Consider the following 18,854-nt stretch of genomic DNA (forward strand, 5'->3'; position numbering starts at 1 on the left):
CCGCTGCGACCAGCACAGCGGCCGAATCGGACGGAAAACGCCGTACCTCAGCGCGTCAGGTCCACCCGCAATCGGGTCTCGTCGACATCGAAATAGCTGTGTTCGCGGCCGTCGAGCAGGACGACGGGAAGCCGGTCGCCGTACTCGGCGCGCAGGCCAGGGTCGGTAGCGGCGGCTTCGTCGACGTCGACGGCGCCGGGTTCGATACCGAATTCGGCGCAGATCACGCGCAGCCGTTCCAGTGCCGTCGCACACAGTCCGCAGCCCGCGCGAGTCAGCAATGTCACCGAATGTGTGGGATTGGTCATGACCGATATTTAATCCGCACCGCGGAGATCACACCGCCTCGGTGCGCGCCACGCGAATGTGTCGCGCGCCGCCTTCTGCCGTGACTGTCACCCGATCCGGCTACTGTTGACATGGTTCGCGCGACGGGCGGAGGTACTGGTGCCGGAACGATCGAAGGTGGCGAGGGCCGGATTCATCGCGGGACGATTCGGTGAGTTTCCGGCGCGATGGAATCTGAGCCAGATGGGCCAAGGTCTGCAGGACCAGCTCGCCCGTATCTCGCGCAGCCCCTTCGGCCCGAGTGAAGAGGAATTGCGGGCCAATCTCGCCGGTGAGGCGAGCGCGGACGCCGCGCTGACCCTGCACGACGCGGAACTCGCCGCGGGCGAGGCGGCGCCACCGGGCCCGGAGGCGCCGCGCGACTTGACCGCCGCCGCGTTTTTCGACGTCGACAACACGATGGTGCAGGGCGCGTCGATCGTGCATTTCGCGCGAGGTCTGGCGGCGCGCAAGTACTTCAAGACCTCCGATCTGGTGGACGTCGCCTGGAAACAGGTGAAATTCCGGGTCACCGGCAAGGAGAGCAGCACCGATATGGCCAGCGGCAAGGAGAAGGCGCTGGCCTTCATCGCCGGGCGCTCGACCGCCGAACTGGCCGCGCTGGGCGAGGAGATCTACGACGAGATCATCGCCGACAAGATCTGGCCGGGCACCCGCGCGCTCGCGCAGATGCATCTGGACGCGGGCCAGCAGGTGTGGCTGGTGACCGCCACCCCGGTGGAGCTGGCCCAGGTGATCGCGAAGCGGCTCGGCCTCACCGGCGCGCTGGGCACCGTGGCCGAGAGCGTGGACGGCACGTTCACCGGGCGACTGGTGGGCGACATCCTGCACGGGCTCGGCAAAGCGCACGCCGTGCGCACGCTGGCGATCCGTGAGGGCCTGAACCTCAAGCGGTGCACCGCGTACTCCGACAGCCACAACGACGTGCCGATGCTCTCGCTGGTCGGCACCGCCGTGGCCATCAACCCGGACTCGGACCTACGCGAAGTCGCCAAGAACCGCGGCTGGGAGATCCGCGACTTCCGGACCGGCCGCAAGGCCGCCAAGATCGGCGTGCCCACCGCCCTGGCCCTCGGCGCGGCAGGCGGCGCGGTCGCAGCCGCGGTCACCCGCCGCCGCGACGGCCACTGACCAGGCGGCCCCAGCAACCGAGCATGCGCCCGTTCGCGGCCGCGCGGCCGAAAACCCAACTCAACCTGTGAAGACGTTGCGGCGCTTGGTGAGCAGCTTGTAGAGCGTCTGCTGGATCGTCTCGCGCACCTGATCGGTGACCTCGAACATGGTCATCGGGTCGTCGGCGGCTTCCGGCTCGTAGGGCGTGGTGGGGATCGGAGTGCCGAACTCGATGTGCCACTTGGACGGCAGCGGTACCGCGCCTAGCACGCCCAGGTGCGGGAACAGCGGCGTCACCGGGAAGTACGGGAGGCCGAGCAGCCGGGCCAGCGGCTTCAGATCGGCCAGCTTGGGGTAGATCTCCTCGGAGCCGACGATGGAGCACGGGATGATCGGCACGCCGGTGCGCACCGCGGCGGCGACGAAACCGCCGCGACCGAAGCGCTGCAGCTTGTAGCGATCGGTGTACTGCTTGCCGACGCCCTTGAATCCTTCCGGGAACACGCCGGTCAGCTCGCCGGAGCGCAGCAGCCGTTCGGCGTCCTCCCGGCAGGCCAGCGTGTGGCCGGCCCGGCGAGCGAGCACACCGAGCACCGGCGTCTCGAAGATCAGATCGGCGGCGAGCAAGCGCAACGCGCGCTGTTTGGGGTGCCGGTCGTGCACGGCCAGCTGCAACATCAGCCCGTCCAGCGGCACAGTGCCCGCGTGGTTGGCCACGATCAGCGCGCCGCCCGCCTCGGGGATGTTGTCCATCCCGCTTACCTCCACCCGGAACCACAGCTCCGACAGCGGACGCAGGGCGGGCAGGATGACCGACTCGAGCAGGTGCTCGTCGAAACCGAATTCGTCGACCTGGTAGTCGCCGGTGAGCCTGCGGCGCGCGAAATCCGCGGTCTTGGTGATCTGCTTGCCCAGCGCGCCGCGCAGCATTTCCGACAGCGACTGCGGCGGGGCGGGCGCTACCGCCGCGCGCCGTTCCGTCAGCGAGGTCACCGGACTCGGGGCGGCCAGGCGGCGTGGCACCGGCCGCTGGCGCGCCTCGATCTGCAGATCGTGGAGTTGGATGACTTTCGCTACGTCGTTCATTGGTGTGCTCCCGTACCGGCCCCGAGCAGGCCGAGCAGTTTGTGTTCTGCGGCGTCGATCCACGCTGGATCGACCACGGGCCGCAACGCTGCGCCCCCTATGAAGTCGTCGAACGCCTGCACCGTCGTCCAGCGCGGCTCGAACCCGAGTTCGGTGCGCATGCGCGTGGTGTCCAGGCCACATCCGAAGTGGAAATAGTCGAGCTGTTCGGCGGAGAACTCCCGCATGACGGGGCCCATGAGCAGGCGCCCGGCGGTGCGGAACACAGTGAAGGGAATCGGCAGCTCGATCCGGCCTGCCCGCCGGACCGCCTGCGACAACGACAGCGCGCCGTCGCCCGCGATGTTGTACGTGCCGCTCGCCGCGGTTCGTGCCGCGTGGGTCAGCGCGGCCACCGCGTCCTCTTCGTGCAGCAGCTGCATCCTGGCGTCCCTGCCGAATACGGTAGGGGTGACCGGCGAACGCAGATATTGCACGCCGCGCGCGGCCAGCCGCGGACCTACGATCGGCGCGAATCGCAGAATTGAGGTGGCGATATCGGGACGCCGCCGGGCGAGGCCACGAACGTAACCCTCTATATCGATCAGGTCGCGTGCAAACCCACCGCGCGGTGGGGTGCGCGCGCTCATTTCCTCACTGAATTTCGCGGGGTCCTTCGCACTGCAACCGTACACCGCCGACGAGGAGCGCAGCACGACCCGGCGCACCGAGGACACCTTCTGGCACACCGCGAACAGCTGCATCGCGCCGAGTACGTTGTGATCCTTCATCACGGGGCGGCCGCCGCCCGCGGGTGGACGCGCCAGCACGGCGGTGTGCACCACGGTATCCACCTCGCCACCATCGATCACCTTACGGATCAACGGGTTTCGGATATCCGCTCGCACGAACTCCGCGCGGCCCATGCGCCGCTGCAACTCCCGCCCCGGCGTCATCGTGTCGACGGCGAGAATGCGCTCGATCCCGGGCTCCTGGGCGAGCCGGGCGACGACCGTGCCACCGAAGAAGCGGCTGGCCCCGGTGACCAGCACGACCCTCGGTGTGTGACCTTCCCGACCCTCAGAACCCACCGGCACCCGCTTCCCTTGCCAGTCGCCTTTGTGATTATTCCCAGTGCCTAGCGTAGCGGGTGCCTACCCGCTCACCGAGAGTATTAACCAGGATCTAACGATGACTTCAGTCACGCGATACAAATGAGAATTTTCAAAATTTCAAGTTTCAAACAAAAGGCCCGTCACCTATTGGTGACGGGCCTCCGCAGCTAACACGCAGCGATGCCTTACTTGCCGAGTTTGCGCCGCTGGACACGCGTGCGGCGAAGCAGCTTGCGGTGCTTCTTCTTCGACATGCGCTTGCGGCGCTTCTTGATCACAGAACCCATAGGGTTGTCCTCGCGTTCTCTCTACTCGGCGCGCACGCTGCCCGTGCGCGATTGCCGGACGCCCGTCGGCCGGGGCCCCGGCCGACCGGCCGGGGTCGCTCGGCTGGCCTCACGTCCCGTGCTCGCGCCGCCGGATACCACGGGGCAACCAACAGCGATGCCACCGGCGGGCGAACACGAACCGAGGGACTATCGTACCGGCACGCCCCCGCGGTCTCGAAACCGCCTCATCCAGCGTCGAAATAAGACGTTTCCAGATAGTCGTGCACCGCCTTGGCGTGCACCCGGAACGATCGGCCGACGCGCACCGCGGGCAGTTCGCCCGAGTGCACCAGCCGGTAGACCGTCATCTTGGACACCCGCATCAGACTCGCCACTTCGGCGACGGTGAGAAACTGGGTGCCGCCGAGCACAGGTTGCCCCTGTGTCGCGGCCTCACGCTGGGTACGGGAATTCCCCCGATTACCTGCGGGACCGGAGCCGCCGGACGCTCCGGAATTCGCAGACATCTTGTTCGAAGACATCATTGCACCATTGACCTCCGGCACGTCCGCGCCGCCGGCTTCCCCACCGGCGGAACAGACACGCACGTGCTCCTTGAAGCTTAGCGGGACCAGTGGTGTTACTGCGACGGGAGTGAGAAATCGGGTTTTCCGATTTGAAACAGACCGGTCACTCCGCTGACGCGCCCTGTTCGGCGGACCTTCGCTTCGCTGCGAAGAGGCCCTCCCAGAACGCCGAGCGTAGTCCTCCGCGCTCCAGCTCGCGGATCGCGGCCGCGGTGGTGCCCGCGGGCGAGGTGACCGCGGCGCGCAGTTCCGCGGGGGTCTGGCTGGAGCCGTCCAGCAGGGCGGCCGAGCCGACCATGGTCTGCACGACGAGCCGGGTGGCCACGTCCCTGGTGAGCCCGAGCCCGACGCCCGCGTCCACCATGGCCTCGACGACCAGGAAGAAGTAGGCGGGCCCCGATCCCGACACCGCGGTGACGGCGTCCATCTGGCTCTCCGCCACGGCGACCACCTTGCCGACCGCGTCGAGCACCTCGGTCACCAGTTCCAGATGCTGCTGGCGCGCGTAGCGGCCCGGCGCGATGACGCTCATGCCCTGCCCCACCAGCATGGGCGTATTCGGCATCACCCGGACCACCGGGAAACCGGCGGGCAACTTGCCCTCCAGCCGCGCGGTCGGCACGCCGGCCGCCAGCGAGACCAGCACCTGATCCCGATCGCTACCGATCTCCGCCTTGCCCAGCGGGGCCAGCACGGCGTCCACGTCGCCCGGCTTCACCGCGATCACCAGCAGATCGGCGCCGACCGCGGCATCCGCGATGTCGTCGGTGACCCGGATGCCGAAGCGATCGGCGATCTGATGGGCCCGTTCCCGATGGGTCTCCACGACGACCAAGTCCTTGGTCAGCCGCCCCGACTCCAGCAACCCGGCGACCAGCGCCTCCCCGATGCGCCCGCCACCGATCACCGCAATTCTCGTCATGGGGCTCAAGGCTAGACGGCGCGCGCCGACGCTCAGCGCTGGGGAACGAGCGCCAGCTGACGACTCTGCGCGACGACCGCGCCGGTCGAGTCGAGCACCAGCTGGTCCTCGTCGAACATCCGCCCGCCCACCTCGTGGGTGGTGGCGATGATCCGCAGCCAGCCCGGCGCGGGCCTGCGACGCAGGTAGGTGGTCATCTGCACGGTGGGCGCCCAGCCGAAGTGGCCGAGGTTCATCGGCACCGGCGGACTCATGTCGGCGCTCATCATGGCGAAGTACATCGCGACGTCGGGATCCTGTTCGTCACCCGGGCGCGGGCGCATCCACAGCCGCAGGCGCGGTTCGCCCTTCGCGCCGTCGAGGAAGCGGGCCCACTCGCGATCGAGATAGATTTCGGCGCCGCGGCCCACGTGCACGATCTCGCCCATCGAGGAGCCGGGCTCGTAGCCGATCGCGTCGGCGGGCGGCTGCGCGGGCATGTCGGCGTGCTCCGGCGCGTAGATCGGGTCGGCGTCGTCGAGGCGGCTGAAGGTCAGCGCCGTGCGCACCAGGACGCGGCCGTCCTGGACGAGGTCCGCGTCGGCCAGGCAGATCTGCCGGCCGATCTTGCGGACGCGCACCTCGTATTCGACCTCGCCCGGATTGGGGGCGCCGAGGAAATCGGAGCTCGCGGCGATCGGGGCCATGCCGACCAGGGCGGGATCGGACGCGCGCAACCAATTGGTCGCCGCCGCCGCGCTGGCCGCGACCATCGTCCCGCCGTGCACCTTCGGGCCGATGGTCCAGATGTCATCGATGACGCCGAGGTAGCGCCCGGTTCCCTGGGTCGACGGGCGCGCTTCGGTCAGCGCACAGACCTGGCTGAACGGTGCGTCGGTCGTGGCGGCCCGGCCGAGATCGGTCAGCTCCGTCGTCATCCTCACTCCTGTCCTTCGTCGGCCGCACCCGATGGCGTCGTTCGCGGCGATGTAGCGCGCGCAGCTGCCGAGCGGCGTTCGTACAGCGTACAACGCACCGCTCGGGCAACCGCATCTCGCCATGGCGAAGGAGCGACCAGCGTCACATCGGCGGCTCGGACGACCCGCGGTGCGCGCCGCTGGGCGTGGGCGCGGCAGCGGCGGTCAGGTGCCTGCGGGCGAAGGCCAGCGTGCGGTGCAGCATGGCGGCCCGGTCCTTGGTGGTTCGCGCGTTCTGCGTGTTGATCTCGGCGACGGCCTGGCCGGAGAAGCCGGTGTCGACCAGGTTCGCGCACACTTCCACGCACGGCTGGGTGCCCTCGCCGGGAACGAGATGTTCGTCGTGCGCGGCGCCCCGGCCGTCGGCGAGGTGCAGATGGGCCAGGCCCGGGCCCATGCGGGCGGCCAGGGCCAGCGGATCGGCGCCCGCGGTCGCGGTGTGCGAAAGGTCGAGGGTGTAGTGCCGGAAGCCCGTCTCGGTCGGGTCGTAGGACGGGCTGAACGCCGTGAGCGCCGGACCGGGGCCACCCCTGCGCTCCAGCCGTTTCACCGCGCCGTCGCGCCGGCCGAACAGCGTGTCCGCACGCATCGGGAACATGTTCTCCACCGCGACGATCACGGGGCTGTTCTCTTCCAGCTCGGCCACCTGCTCGGCGAACCCCGCCGCGTAGCGGCGCTGCCAGCGGAACGGCGGATGCACCACCACCGTGCTCGCGCCGAACGCCTCGGCGGTGCGCACACTGCGCGCGAGTTTGGCCACCGGGTCCGAGCCCCACACCCGCTGCGAGATCAACAGGCACGGCGCGTGCACGGCGAGCACCGGCACGTCGTACCTGCGGGAGTAGGCCTGCACGGTGGCGATGCTCTGACTGGCGGGCTCGGCCCAGACCATCAATTCGATGCCGTCGTAGCCGAGCTCGGCGGCATAGCGGAACGCCGCCTCCGTGTTCTGCGGATACACCGAGGCCGTCGAGAGGCCGACCTTGATCGGCTTCGGATCGGGCGCGCTCCCCCGGTCTCCCGGCGAGCCCGCGCCCGTGCGCGACCCCGCCTCCGGCGTGTGCCGCACTCCGGTCTCGTTCGCCTGCCCGATGTTGCCCACAGCCGCTCCCAACTCAGTTCGTACTGAGAAGAAAGGCTAGTGGCCCCAGCGTGACGAAGATGCCCACGACGACGGCGATCACAGTGCTGAGGATGTCGTCGGTCCTGCGCAGAATCCGCACCAGGGCCACCAGGCCCAGAATCACTATCATCGCCAGCGCCAGCGCCACCCAGGGGAGCATCTCCCACATGCGCTCGAAGCCCTTGAACAGCAACATGCCCGCGACAGCCGCGCCGGTGCTCTGACCGCCGAGGATCATCCACTGGCGCCGGTTGGCGTCGTCCTCCGCCTTCTTGGCCGCCCGCGACCGGCGCGGCGCGGTGGCCCGGGTCGCGGCGCGCGGCTCGTCATCGATGTCGTCATCGTCGTCCAGCGCGATCGGCTCGTAGACGTCGGTGACGCCGTCCAGCTCGGCGACGTCGGCGGCGGCCCGCCCACCACGCCCGCCGCGCTGCGCCGTCCCGCGCTCGGCACGGTCGACGCCGTCGCGCAGCAGGTCGCCCGCGACCGTCTGGCCGGAGAGCAACTGCTGGTCCTGGCTGGCCAGCGACCACGCGGAGGTCGGGATGCCGCCGGATTCCGGCGCCGGATCGGCCTGTGGCTTGTGCCGCCGGGCCGACCAGGCGGGCAGACCGTTCTCGCCCGTACCGTTGCGCCGGGCTGGTCGTCGCTGCGCCTCCGGCTGCGGCTCGGGTGGAACGGGCCTGCCGGGTTTCGGTCTCGGATCGGGCGGCGGCGGGAGCGGAAGCGGCTCCGACTCCGGGGCGAAACCACCGGTGGACGGTGACCAGGCCGCGGTGGACGGGCCGAGATCCTCGGCCGCTTCCGCGGCCTCCGCCGCCCTGCGCCTGGCCGCGCGACCGCCTCTGGCGCCGTTGCGCTCGGGAAGGGACGAGCGGCCGTAGCCGGGCTCGTCGAGTTCCGCGTGGCCGTTGCGGCCCGGTTCGGCGACCCGGCGATCGGACAGCGCGTCCCGGCCGAACGGCTCGGGCTGGATTTCGTGCCAGGACCGGACCTGGGTGGCCTCCTCGTCGGGCTCCTCCCGCCTGCGCCTGCGTCCCGAACGCGGGGGCGTCTCCGCGACGCCGCCACCCAGCGGGTCCGGCGCATACGGGCCGGGCGCGGCCGAAAACAGGTCCGACACCGGGGTATCCGGCGAGAGCGGATCGTAGGTGCCGTGCCGCGAGGAAGGCATCTCCCGGCCGGGCATGACGCGGCTGGATCGCCCAGGTGGCGGATCGGCCCGCGGCGGGTCGGGCTGCGCGTAACCGGCCAGCGGGTCGTACATCGAAATCGGGCCCGACATGGGCGAATACGACGACGGGTCGGGCTGCGGCTCCGGCGCGTAGGAAACCGGCTCCGGGGCCGGAGGATCGAACGAGGGCGGCGCGTAGGCCTGCTCCTGCGCGCCGGTATCGGGCGCGGCGTGCGCGGAATGGCCACCGCCCTCCCGGATGACCGGCAGGTCACCGGTCAGTTCGGCGACGGAGATGCCCCTGCCGCCCCGGCGGCGCCTGCCGCCACCGGAGGAGCCGCCCTGCTGGCCGTTACGCGCCAGCAGTTCCGCGACCGACAGCTGTTTGGAGTCCTCACTCATGACGACACCGTCCCGATCGAGCCAGGCAGCGGCACGCCACCGCCGGGCGCGGGCCTACCGTCTCCGGCCGCCGCGCCCGCTGAGTACGTTGCTTCGGGTCCACCATTCATATCGGTATCCAGTTTGCGCAGGATCAGCCCTTCGCGCAGCGCCCACGGACAAATCTCCAAGGAATCCAGCGAAAGTGCCCGCATACTCGCCTCCGCGACCAATGCGCCGGCCACCAATTGCTGTGACCGATCGGAACTTACGCCTTCCAATTCTGCACGGTCCGACGCCGTCATCCGCGAGATGAACGCAATCAGTTGGCGCAGACCCGAGCTCGTGAGTGTACGGCGCACCCGCGGACCTGCCCCCGAAGGCGCCGCTCCGGTCAGCCGGGCCAGGGAACGGAATGTCTTCGAAGTGCCGACGGCCAGATCGGGCTTGCCCGGCTCGAGCAGCTTCTTCGCCGGAACCACCAGCTCGGCGTCGAGCCAGTCGCGCAGCACGGCGACCCGGCGCTTGCCCGGCGGGTCCTCGCGCAGCCATTCCCTGGTCAACCGGCCCGCGCCCAACTGCAAGGACAGCGCGACGTCGGGCTCCTCGTCGCCGCCGTTGGTCATCTCCAGCGATCCGCCGCCGATGTCCAGATTGAGGATGCGCCCGGCGCTCCAGCCGTACCAACGGCGCACCGCGAGAAAGGTCAGCCGCGCCTCGTCGACGCCGGACAGCACCTGCAGGTCGACGCCGGTCGCCGCGCGCACACGGCCGAGGACCTCTTCGGAGTTGGCCGCCTCGCGTAGGGCCGAGGTGGCGAACGGCATCAGCTCGACGCACTTGGACGTCTCGGCGATGCTGGCGAATTCGGCGACCGTATCGATCAGCTTCTGCGCGCCCGCCTCGGTGATGCAACCCGCCTCGTCGATGTTCTCCGCCAGGCGCAAGGTGGCCTTCGTCGAGCTCATCGGCAAGGGGTGACCGCCACGATGCGCGTCCACCACGAGCAGGTGAACGGTATTGCTTCCGACATCGAGTACCCCAAGCCGCACATGAACACGGTACTGGGTGATGCGGCACTTCAGCCCAGGCGACTGAACTGTTAGCGTCGTCTTTCGTGACGGTAGGCGCATCCCCGAGCAGCCCGACCCGGCCCCGACCAGCGGCGAAGATCGACCCGGCTCCCGAAGTGGATCCCGACTTTCCCCGCGAGTGGATCGAGTTCGTCGATCCGGCAAACGACGAGCATCTGATCGTCGCCGATCTGACCTGGCTGCTGTCCCGATGGACGTGCGTGTTCGGCACGCCCGCCTGTCAAGGCATCCTGTCCGACCGGCCGGATGACGGCTGCTGCTCGCACGGCGCGTTCCTCTCCGACGACGACGACCGCAAACGACTGGGCCGCGCTGTGAAAATGCTCACACCCCAGGACTGGCAGCTGCGCGACAAGGCCGTCAACGAGCAGGGCAAGATCACCAAGAGCGGCTATCTGGAACTCGACGAGCTGGACGACGAGCCCGCCTTGCGCACGCGCCGGTTCGAGGGTGCGTGCATCTTCCTCAACCGTCCCGGTTTCGCGGGTGGCGTCGGCTGCGCCCTGCACACGATGGCCCTGCGGCGCGGCATCGAGCCGCTCGAGGTGAAGCCGGATGTGTGCTGGCAGCTGCCGATCCGGCGCACCCAGGACTGGGTGGACCGGCCCGACGGCGTGCAGATCCTGCGCACCGTGATCACCGAATACGACCGCCGCGGATGGGGGCCGGGTGGAGCCGATCTGGACTGGTACTGCTCCGGTTCCCCGGACGCCCACGTCGGCAGCAAGCCGGTCTGGCAGTCCTACGGCCCCGAGCTGACCGAGCTGATCGGCGCGCCCGCCTACGCGGAGCTGGCCCGGCACTGCAAACGCCGCGAGGGCCTCGGTCTGATCGCCGTCCACCCGGCGACGGTGCACGCCGACCGGATGCGGGATCCCGCGGGTCCGGTCGCCTGATCGTTTGCTGGTCGAGCGCCCAGTCGGGTCGCCGCTCGCCGTCCGGCCGAGCGGGGGTTCACCCTCTCGCCATGCGAGCTTCACCCGGATCGGGTTTGATGTGCCGTTATGTCCAAGAAAGTTCTCACCGCGGCGACCATCGCACTGGGCGCTGCCCTCTCGCTGACCGGAGTAGCCCACGCCGAGCCGAACGGCGACCCGCACAAGTTCTACGACTTCACCACGGAGTTCGTCTCGGCCACCGATCCGGCCGCGGTCAACGCCAAGGCCGCGGGCAAGCTCCTGATCGCGAGCCCGTACGGCACCTCGCACACCATCGCCTGCCGTGGCACCAACACCGCGGACCTCTACGACTGCATGCAGGAAGACGATCTGGGCTGGATCACCCTGCAGAAGACCGAGACCCCGCTCGGCACCACCTGGATCTACTTCCCCTGATGTACGCCGACAGAACGGCCGAGTGCACCGCAGTGCGCTCGGCCGTTCGTGTTCTCCGCGCTGCGCGGGCGGTCATGCCTCCAGTTTGTAGCCCAGCCCGCGCACGGTGACCAGGTGTTCCGGCTTGGCCGGATCCGCCTCGATCTTCGAGCGCAGCCGCTTGACGTGCACGTCGAGGGTCTTGGTGTCACCGACGTAATCGGCGCCCCACACCCGGTCGATCAGCTGTCCGCGGGTGAGCACCCGTCCGGAATTGCGCAGCAGGTATTCGAGCAGGTCGAACTCCTTGAGCGGCAGCGTGACCGGCTTGCCGTTGACCATCACGGTGTGCCGGTCGACGTCCATCCGGACCGGACCGGCTTCCAGCACGCCGCTCTCGTTGGAGCCGTCCAGCTCATCGCCCGCGCCGCGGCGCAGCACGGCGCGGATGCGCGCGATGAGCTCGCGAGCGGAGTACGGCTTGGTGACGTAGTCGTCGGCGCCCAGTTCCAGGCCGACCACCTTGTCGATCTCGCTGTCGCGCGCGGTGACCATGATCACCGGCACGCCGCTGCGGGTGCGCAACTGCTTGCACACATCGGTGCCGCTCATGCCGGGCAGCATGAGGTCGAGCAGGACGATGTCCGCACCGGACCGGTCGAACTCGGCGAGCGCGGACGGCCCGTCACCGACCACGGTGACCTCGAAACCCTCCTTGCGCAGCAGGAACGCGAGCGGATCGGCCAGCGACTCCTCATCCTCGACGATCAGAACACTCGTCATCTGCGTGCCTCCACACCATTCGGTCGGCCCGGTCCGGTGGGACGCGGGCTTGTTTCTTTCGTGCCAACCACGGCGCCGTCGTGGTCGTCGTCGGCGCCTGCTTCGTGGTGGGCGGGTATGCGCAAGGTGAACGTCGAGCCGGTGCCCAACTTGCTCCACAGGGTGATCTCCCCGTTGTGGTTGGCGGCCACGTGTTTGACGATAGCCAGGCCTAGTCCGGTGCCGCCCGTCGAGCGCGAACGCGCCTTGTCGGACCGGAAGAATCGCTCGAACACCCGCTCCTGGTCTTCCTTGGCGATGCCGATGCCGCGGTCGGTCACCGCCATCGCCACGTGATCGCCGCGCAGCGAACGGCTCACCGACACGTGCGAACCCGCCGGCGAGTAGGCGATCGCGTTCTCGACCAGGTTCGACAGTGCCGTGACCAGCAGGGTTTCGTCGCCGAGCACCTCGAGCCCGCTCGGGCGGTCGGTGCTCACCGTGATCCCGGCGGCTTCGGCGGCGGTGCGGGAACGATCGACCGCCTGCATCACCACGGTGTCCACGTCCACCACCTCGAGCTCGGGCAATTTCTCCGCGCCCTGCAGACGGGAGAGCGCGATGAGCTCGGTGACCATCTTGCCGAGGCGGCGCGATTCACCGAGCACGCGCTGACCGAAGTGTCGCACGGCCTCCGGGTCGTCGGCGGATTCCAGGAGAGCTTCGGCGAGCAAACTCATCGCGCCGACCGGAGTCTTGAGTTCGTGGCTGACGTTCGCGACGAAGTCGCGGCGGGTGGCCTCCATCCGGGCCTGTTCGGAGTCGTCGTCGGCGAACAGCACGGTGAAGGTGGTCTCCTCGCGCGACAGCTGCCTGGCGACGCCGCGCACCGCGATCCGGCCGCGGCCGGGGACCGGATTCTTGGCGGTGAGGTCGAACTCCGCGGACTCGCCGGTGGCGAGCACCTTCTCCACCGCGGCCCAGGCGCGCTCGTCGAGCAGGCGATTGCGGACCAGCCCGAGTTCCTCCGCGCGCGGATTGACCAGCACTACGTCGCGATACTCGTCCACCACCGCGATGCCGCTCTCGGAGGCGAGCACGATCAGATCGAGGACCTGGGACATGGTGAGACCGGACTCGGCCTGCCTGCGTGCGGCCTGCCTCGCATTCACATACGGGATCAGTAGCCCGCCGACTGCCAGACCGACGACAGCCGCCAAGACTGCCAGCAGCACGGCCTGGGGAACACTCACACTTGAATCGTACGGTCGCCGACCGGTTGGCCAACGCCGGGTACATGAAGTTTCGCGCAGGTCACAGGCCCTTCCGGCCGCGTTAGCCGCATGTTTACGCACTGTTCGACATGGCGTACTCGCGGCGTATTCACCGGGCGGTCAGTCTGCTTCGTCTGTTCCGGCAAGCGCCTCGTTCACCGCGCGGCCGTGTTTGTCCACCCACTCGCCGAGGGCGTAGATCGGGAGCAACAGGTCCGCGCCCGCGGCGGTCAGCTCGTATTCGACCCGGGGCGGGGCCTGGGCGTAGCGACGACGGCGCACCAGCGTCATCTGTTCCATCCGGCGCAGCGTCTGCGTCAGCATCTTCTGGCTGATCCCGCCGATGGCCGTACGCAGCTCGCCGGGACGCATGGGCCCCTCGCGCAGCATGTACACGATCACCGGCAGCCAGGAGTTGCCGAAGATGTCCACACCCATCCGGGCAGGGCAGTCGGATTCGAAGTCGCCGTATGGCGCGAAATCCACCTGCTCTGCCGAGACCGGTTCGATCGGTGCCGTGCTCACGGTTCCAGCTTGCCAGCGCCGTTGCGCACCCCGGAGTGCCCATCGGGATTCCTAGCGTCGTGGTCGAACACTTTTCGAGTCAGGAGTTGGTATGCGAATCGGAATCATCGGTGCGGGCGCAATGGCGCGGGCACTCGGCGGCGGCTGGAGCGCGGCGGGTCACGAGGTGCTCGTCGGCGCCCGGTCCGCCGACGCCGCAGGGAAACTGGCCGACGCGATCGGCGCGCGGGCCGCGACGATCACGGACGCTGCGGGTTTCGGCGATGTCGTCGTGCTCGCGCTGCCGGTCCCCGCGTTGTCGCAGGTGCTGCCCGCCGTCGGGAACCTGCTGGCCGGTCGCACGGTTGTCGACTGCACGAACGCCTTCGCCCCGGACGCTTCGGCGCCGCAGGGAGTCACCGCGTTCGTACTCGCCGAGGACGCTGTCGCGGAACGGGTCGCGGCGCAGGCGCCCGGGGCGCACGTGGTGAAGGCGTTCAACCTGTGTGCCGCCGAGGTGTGGGAGGCGAACGGGCGGATCTTCGACGGCCGCCGCTTGGCGGTGCCGCTGTGCGGTGACGACGAGGCCGCGGTGCGGGCGGTCGCGGCGCTGGCCGAAGACCTGGGGCTGCAACCGATCCCGGCGGGCGGGCTGCATCGTGCCCGCTACCTGGAGGCGATGTCGGTGTTCACCGTCGGTCTCTGGTTCGCCGGACACGATGCCCGCGCGATGTTCCCGCCCTTGGAGGCAGCGTTCGCCGTCGCCGACTGACCGCACACGCATCAGGCCGGGTCGAGTTCGGCGAGCTTGCGCTCCAGCACCTCCCGTTCGCGCTGGTTGCCGCACATGCCGATGGCGCGCTCCAATTCGCCGCGCGCCTCCTGCGTGCGCCCGAGCCGGATCAGCAGTTCCCCTCGAACGCTCGGCAGCAGGTGCGAATTCGACAGCGGCCCGGCGGCCGCCAGCTCGTCCACGATCGGCAGCGCCGCGGCCGGTCCCTGCGCCATGGAGACCGCCACCGCGCGGTTGAGGTCTACCACCGGCGACGGCGCGAGCCGGCCGAGCGCCTCGTAGATCAGCACGACGCGCTCCCAGTTCGTCGTCTCGACCGACGCGGCGACGGCATGGCACTCGGCGATCGCCGCCTGCAACCCGTAGGCGCCCAGGCCCCGGCCGACCTGCTCGGCGCGGGCCAGGGCGGCCTGTCCCCGGCGGATCGCGGCGCGGTCCCAACGGCGGCGGTCCTGGTGCTCCAAGAGCACCGGAGCGCCGTCCGGCCCGGTGCGGGCGGGAAAGCGGGCCGCGGTCAGTTCGAGCAGCGCCAGCAGGCCGTGCGCCTCGGGCTCGTCCGGCACGAGCCTGGTCAGCACCCGCGCCAGGCGCAACGCTCCGCTCGCGAGGTCGAGCCGGATCAGATCCGCCCCGGAGCTGGCCGAAGACCCTTCGGTGAAGATCAGATAGACCACGCTGAGCACCGAACCGAGGCGCTCGGTCCGCTGCTGCGCCGGTGGCACCTCGAACGGCACCCGGGCCGCGGCGAGGGTCTTCTTCGCCCGCGTGATCCGAGCCTGCACGGTAGCGGCCGGAACGAGGAACGCCTTGGCGATCTCGTCGCTGGTGAGACCGCCGACCACCCGCAGCGTGAGCGCCACTCTCGCCTCCCGCGACAGCACGGGATGGCAGGAGATGAACATCGACGCGAGCAGATCGTCATCGATCCGGTCCGGGTCCCACAGCAGGTCCTCGGTGTCCCGGGCCGGATCGGCAGGCGCGCCTCCCGAGACGGCGCCACCCTCGCCCAGGTCCCGGGCAAGGGTGGCGTACCTCTCGTCGAGGGCGGCGCGCCGACGGAAAGCGTCGATCGCGCGACGGCGGCCGACGGTGAGCAACCACCCCGCCGGATTGCGCGGCACGCCTTCCCGCGGCCAGGTCACGAGCGCCTCGGCCAGCGCCTCCTGCGCCAAGTCCTCGGCCAGCGCGAAGTCGCCCGTGTACCGCGCCAGCGCACCGACGATCCGTGCGGACTCGATCCGCCAGACCGCGGCTACGGCTTCACGGCCGGTGTGGTCGGCCATCGCCCCTCGATCCGTTCAGAGCTGACCGGTGGCCTCGCGCCACGCCCGCTCCTTCTGGATCCACTTGTTGTCCTGCGGAAACTCATCGATCGTCGGGACCCGGCGGATCTCGGTCTTGAACCCGGGGCCGACCACCGGCATCCGCTTGGCCCACTCGATCGCTTCTTCCTTCGACGCCACATTGAGGATGTAGAACCCGCCGAACAGCTCTTTCGTCTCGCCGTACGGTCCGTCGGTGACGACGGGCGTCTCGGAGGAGTAATCGACCACCACACCCTCGGCGGCGTCCTCCAGTCCCTCCGCCGCGACCAGCACGCCCGCCCGGATCAGCTCGTCGTTGTACTTACCCATCGTTTCGAGCATCTGGTCGAAGTCGATATTCGCCATCCCTGCGAAGGCCTCGTCGGTGGCACGCATGATGAGCATGTACTTCATGGTTGTCTCCCTGGTTGTTCGGGTCCCTCTCTGGACCCTCTCACCCATAGGTCGAACGGGGGGTCGCGAAGATCGACACACGCGCCGAAATTTTTTTCGACCCGCTTCGGAGCCGCCGATCGGAGCGTGCACCCTCGCCCATACCCCGCGGCGTCGACCATGATGCGCGACGGGTGCACGCTCGGACCGCGCCCCAGCTCTACCAGCCCGGATTCCCGCGGACCGGGATGTTGACGAAGCTCGGACGGGCGGGATCCAGCTCCAGATGCTGTGGACGCATGCCGGTGTCGATCAGCATCGGCAGAATGGGCAGGCCCTTGGGGAAGTTGCCCGCGTACACGTCGACGCGCAGGCGGTGGCCAGGCTGCAGGAGTGCCTCGGTGGCGGGCAACGCGATGTCCAGCGTGGTCACCTCGCCCGGGACCGTCGGCTGCCGCTGCTCCAGCGAGGTGAACGGGCGCGGGTCGGTGTAATCGCCGTTGGCCGACTTGCTGCTGTTCGCCTCATCGATCGCCCGCAGCGACGCCATGATCTGCCCCGATGACAACACGCTCGACTGCCCGTCCGGCGCGACGTCGTTCACGGTGACCACCCAGTACCCGTCGGCGGCGTCCTGAACCGTATTGAGCCGCACCGCGATCCGCCCCGAGATCGAGGTCGGTTCGGCGACCGGGGCGCTGGTGAAGGTCAACCCGTTCAGCTCCTGCACCCTGGAGTCCTTCGCGCAGCCGTCGATCACCGACAGCACGCCCGCGCTGCCCTGGGCGGCGTCGTTGGAGCACAGACTGGTCAGGCCGGGTGCGACAGTGAGACGCGCGGGCTCGCCGCTGACCTGCGCGTCGAGCGAACCGTCGTAGAGGCTGCCCGCGGTGCCGCTCGGCGCGGCGGACAGGTACATCCTGCGGTGCACCGCCTGCTGCGCATCCGCCGCAGCGGTCGGCGCGGCGAAGGAGTCGGTGGTGATCCAGCCGCCGCCCTGCTGACGCAAGGTGATCGGACCGTAGCGGTCGATGCCGTTGTCGATGTCCTTGAGCCACTTGTCGAACCACGCGCGCTGCAACACGTCCAGCCGCGGCGGCAGGCCCGGCTTGCCGTACTCGTTGCCCGAGTTGAGGTGATAGGTGTTGCCCATCAGCAATTGCTTCTGGCCGGGCGGCAGCGGAATCTCGTTGTAGATCTTGGATTCCGAGTAGGCGAACAGGTCGTGCCAGCCGCCGGTGACGAAGGTCGGCGTCCGGATCCCGCTCGGATCACCGAGCCAGTCCTTCCGCGGCCCGGAACCATCGGTCAGCAGTTCCTTGGCGCGGGGGTCGAGATCCTCGAGGCGCGCGGTGGTGTAGACGTTGAGCAGGACGTCCATGAAGGTCAACGGATCTCGGGCGCGGTCGGCCAGCCACCTGGTGTCCAGCTGCCCGTTGAGCACCGAGGCCAGGTCGGGAATCAGCTTGAGGCCGTTGATCGCGGTCAGCCACAGCGGAATGAAGTTGAAGCCGAAGCCGCCGCCGGGCGCCAGCACGTCGTTGACCAGATCGCTGCCCGGCACCACCGGGAAGATCGCCTGCAAGGCGGGTGGGCGCTGCTCGGCGGCCTGCACCTGATTGATGCCCGAATAGGAGATGCCGTTCATGCCGATCCGCCCGTTGGACCACGGCTGCCGGGACGCCCAGTCGATCACCTCGAGCGTGTCCTGCTGCTCGCGTCCGCGCAGCATGTCCCAGACGCCCTGGGAGAAACCGGTGCCGCGCACGTCGACGACCAGCTGCGAGTAGCCGCTCTTGATCAGCTGCCGGTCGACGGTGAAGTTGCGCAGTTCGCCGCCGCCGAACGCCTTGGTCAGGTCGGTGACGCCGGACAGCGGGGTGCCGCTCATGTCGATCTGGCGGAACAGCTCGATCAGCGCGTCGGACAGGCCGGGAATCGACTGCGCGTGATCGGCCAGATTCGACACCAGCTTGGTGTAGGGCGTCAGATTGACGACCGTCGGCGTGGGGCTTTCGATGGGCCGGCCGGAGGCGTCCGCGGGACGGTAGACGTTCCCTTTCAGGACGGTGCCGTCACTCATCGTGATCGGGACGTCCCAGGTGATGTGGATGTTCGGGTACTGCTGTGTGGCGTCCTGAGTGGCCGCCCACTCCGCTCCGGCTGCCCCACCGTCGGGACCGGTCGGCAATGGCGCGGCCGCCGCGCCGCTCGTCAGAAAGGGGGCGAGCACCGCGGCGGCGGCGACCGCCACTGTGACCCGCAACGCGTACTTCATCGGACGTGTTCCACCTCTCGTACTGGTCAGGCGACCAAGTATTACTTTCCTACCCGTCGGTAGGAACTAGGGGTAACATACACTGG

At 69.2% G+C, this 18,854-nt stretch carries 20 protein-coding genes; 4 read left to right on the plus strand and 16 right to left on the minus strand.

Annotated features, from left to right (window positions below; translation table 11 throughout):
• Positions 1-47: 47 nt before the first annotated feature.
• Positions 48-308: a glutaredoxin family protein gene (locus tag IU450_RS00480; RefSeq protein ID WP_195147816.1), complete on the minus strand. Its 261-nt coding sequence runs from the start codon at positions 306-308 to the stop codon at positions 48-50.
• A 223-nt stretch (positions 309-531) separates the two neighbouring features.
• Between IU450_RS00480 and IU450_RS00485 the strand changes: the two genes are divergently transcribed.
• Positions 532-1,479: an HAD family hydrolase gene (locus tag IU450_RS00485; RefSeq protein WP_051169392.1), complete on the plus strand. Its 948-nt coding sequence runs from the start codon at positions 532-534 to the stop codon at positions 1,477-1,479.
• Between the two features lie 60 nt (positions 1,480-1,539).
• On the opposite strand, the gene IU450_RS00490 is transcribed toward IU450_RS00485, so the two are convergent.
• The 9 genes from IU450_RS00490 to IU450_RS00530 all read right to left on the minus strand — a co-directional run bounded on the left by IU450_RS00490 (position 1,540) and on the right by IU450_RS00530 (position 10,105).
• A complete protein-coding gene (locus IU450_RS00490; protein WP_195147817.1) occupies positions 1,540-2,547 on the minus strand; it encodes a lysophospholipid acyltransferase family protein in 1,008 nt (335 codons plus the stop codon).
• Positions 2,544-3,617, minus strand: a complete 1,074-nt coding sequence (locus IU450_RS00495; RefSeq protein WP_324197477.1) for an NAD-dependent epimerase/dehydratase family protein — start codon at positions 3,615-3,617, stop codon at positions 2,544-2,546. The genes IU450_RS00490 and IU450_RS00495 overlap by 4 nt, the downstream gene beginning before the upstream one ends.
• Before the next feature lie 209 nt (positions 3,618-3,826).
• Positions 3,827-3,928 carry a 30S ribosomal protein bS22 gene (locus tag IU450_RS00500; RefSeq protein WP_003402602.1) on the minus strand — a complete coding sequence of 34 codons (102 nt, stop codon included), beginning with the start codon at positions 3,926-3,928 and terminating at the stop codon, positions 3,827-3,829.
• A gap of 227 nt (positions 3,929-4,155) precedes the next feature.
• Complete coding sequence (locus IU450_RS00505) at positions 4,156-4,455, minus strand: helix-turn-helix domain-containing protein (RefSeq protein WP_416382823.1); 300 nt, start codon at positions 4,453-4,455, stop codon at positions 4,156-4,158.
• A gap of 145 nt (positions 4,456-4,600) precedes the next feature.
• On the minus strand, positions 4,601-5,419 hold the full coding sequence (gene proC / locus IU450_RS00510; RefSeq protein ID WP_195147818.1) for a pyrroline-5-carboxylate reductase: 819 nt from the start codon (positions 5,417-5,419) through the stop codon (positions 4,601-4,603).
• A 32-nt stretch (positions 5,420-5,451) separates the two neighbouring features.
• On the minus strand, positions 5,452-6,336 hold the full coding sequence (locus tag IU450_RS00515; protein ID WP_195147819.1) for a thioesterase family protein: 885 nt from the start codon (positions 6,334-6,336) through the stop codon (positions 5,452-5,454).
• A 142-nt stretch (positions 6,337-6,478) separates the two neighbouring features.
• On the minus strand, positions 6,479-7,363 hold the full coding sequence (locus tag IU450_RS00520) for a sugar phosphate isomerase/epimerase family protein (protein ID WP_195148599.1): 885 nt from the start codon (positions 7,361-7,363) through the stop codon (positions 6,479-6,481).
• Positions 7,364-7,490: 127 nt separating this feature from the next.
• Positions 7,491-9,074 (minus strand): hypothetical protein, encoded by a 1,584-nt coding sequence (locus tag IU450_RS39430; RefSeq protein WP_228833882.1) that lies wholly within the window; start codon positions 9,072-9,074, stop codon positions 7,491-7,493.
• Entirely contained in the window at positions 9,071-10,105 is a 1,035-nt protein-coding gene (locus tag IU450_RS00530) for a Ppx/GppA phosphatase family protein (RefSeq protein ID WP_324197478.1), read from the minus strand. Before IU450_RS00530 ends, IU450_RS39430 begins: the two co-directional genes overlap by 4 nt.
• Before the next feature lie 65 nt (positions 10,106-10,170).
• On the opposite strand from IU450_RS00530, the gene IU450_RS00535 reads away from it, so the two are divergent.
• Both IU450_RS00535 and IU450_RS00540 read left to right on the plus strand, forming a co-directional pair.
• Positions 10,171-11,043, plus strand: a complete 873-nt coding sequence (locus IU450_RS00535; RefSeq protein WP_324197479.1) for a hypothetical protein — start codon at positions 10,171-10,173, stop codon at positions 11,041-11,043.
• Between the two features lie 108 nt (positions 11,044-11,151).
• Positions 11,152-11,481 (plus strand): hypothetical protein, encoded by a 330-nt coding sequence (locus IU450_RS00540; protein ID WP_195034552.1) that lies wholly within the window; start codon positions 11,152-11,154, stop codon positions 11,479-11,481.
• A gap of 72 nt (positions 11,482-11,553) precedes the next feature.
• On the opposite strand, the gene IU450_RS00545 is transcribed toward IU450_RS00540, so the two are convergent.
• The 3 genes from IU450_RS00545 to IU450_RS00555 all read right to left on the minus strand — a co-directional run bounded on the left by IU450_RS00545 (position 11,554) and on the right by IU450_RS00555 (position 14,021).
• Entirely contained in the window at positions 11,554-12,243 is a 690-nt protein-coding gene (locus IU450_RS00545) for a response regulator transcription factor (RefSeq protein ID WP_174183472.1), read from the minus strand.
• A complete protein-coding gene (locus tag IU450_RS00550) occupies positions 12,240-13,475 on the minus strand; it encodes a sensor histidine kinase (protein ID WP_195147820.1) in 1,236 nt (411 codons plus the stop codon). The genes IU450_RS00545 and IU450_RS00550 overlap by 4 nt, the downstream gene beginning before the upstream one ends.
• A gap of 141 nt (positions 13,476-13,616) precedes the next feature.
• Positions 13,617-14,021: a helix-turn-helix domain-containing protein gene (locus IU450_RS00555; protein ID WP_324197480.1), complete on the minus strand. Its 405-nt coding sequence runs from the start codon at positions 14,019-14,021 to the stop codon at positions 13,617-13,619.
• Between the two features lie 91 nt (positions 14,022-14,112).
• On the opposite strand from IU450_RS00555, the gene IU450_RS00560 reads away from it, so the two are divergent.
• Positions 14,113-14,772 (plus strand): NADPH-dependent F420 reductase, encoded by a 660-nt coding sequence (locus IU450_RS00560; RefSeq protein ID WP_195147821.1) that lies wholly within the window; start codon positions 14,113-14,115, stop codon positions 14,770-14,772.
• Between the two features lie 11 nt (positions 14,773-14,783).
• On the opposite strand, the gene IU450_RS00565 is transcribed toward IU450_RS00560, so the two are convergent.
• The 3 genes from IU450_RS00565 to IU450_RS00575 form a co-directional block, all read right to left on the minus strand.
• On the minus strand, positions 14,784-16,076 hold the full coding sequence (locus tag IU450_RS00565; RefSeq protein ID WP_195147822.1) for an RNA polymerase sigma factor: 1,293 nt from the start codon (positions 16,074-16,076) through the stop codon (positions 14,784-14,786).
• Between the two features lie 15 nt (positions 16,077-16,091).
• Positions 16,092-16,511: a YciI family protein gene (locus IU450_RS00570; protein WP_195147823.1), complete on the minus strand. Its 420-nt coding sequence runs from the start codon at positions 16,509-16,511 to the stop codon at positions 16,092-16,094.
• Between the two features lie 199 nt (positions 16,512-16,710).
• The gene (locus tag IU450_RS00575; protein ID WP_195147824.1) at positions 16,711-18,768 is read right to left on the minus strand and encodes a CocE/NonD family hydrolase; all 2,058 of its coding nucleotides are present in this window, start codon (positions 18,766-18,768) and stop codon (positions 16,711-16,713) included.
• Positions 18,769-18,854 lie beyond the last annotated feature (86 nt).

The organism is Nocardia abscessus, assembly GCF_015477775.1.
Taxonomy (GTDB): Bacteria; Actinomycetota; Actinomycetes; order Mycobacteriales; family Mycobacteriaceae; genus Nocardia; species Nocardia abscessus_A.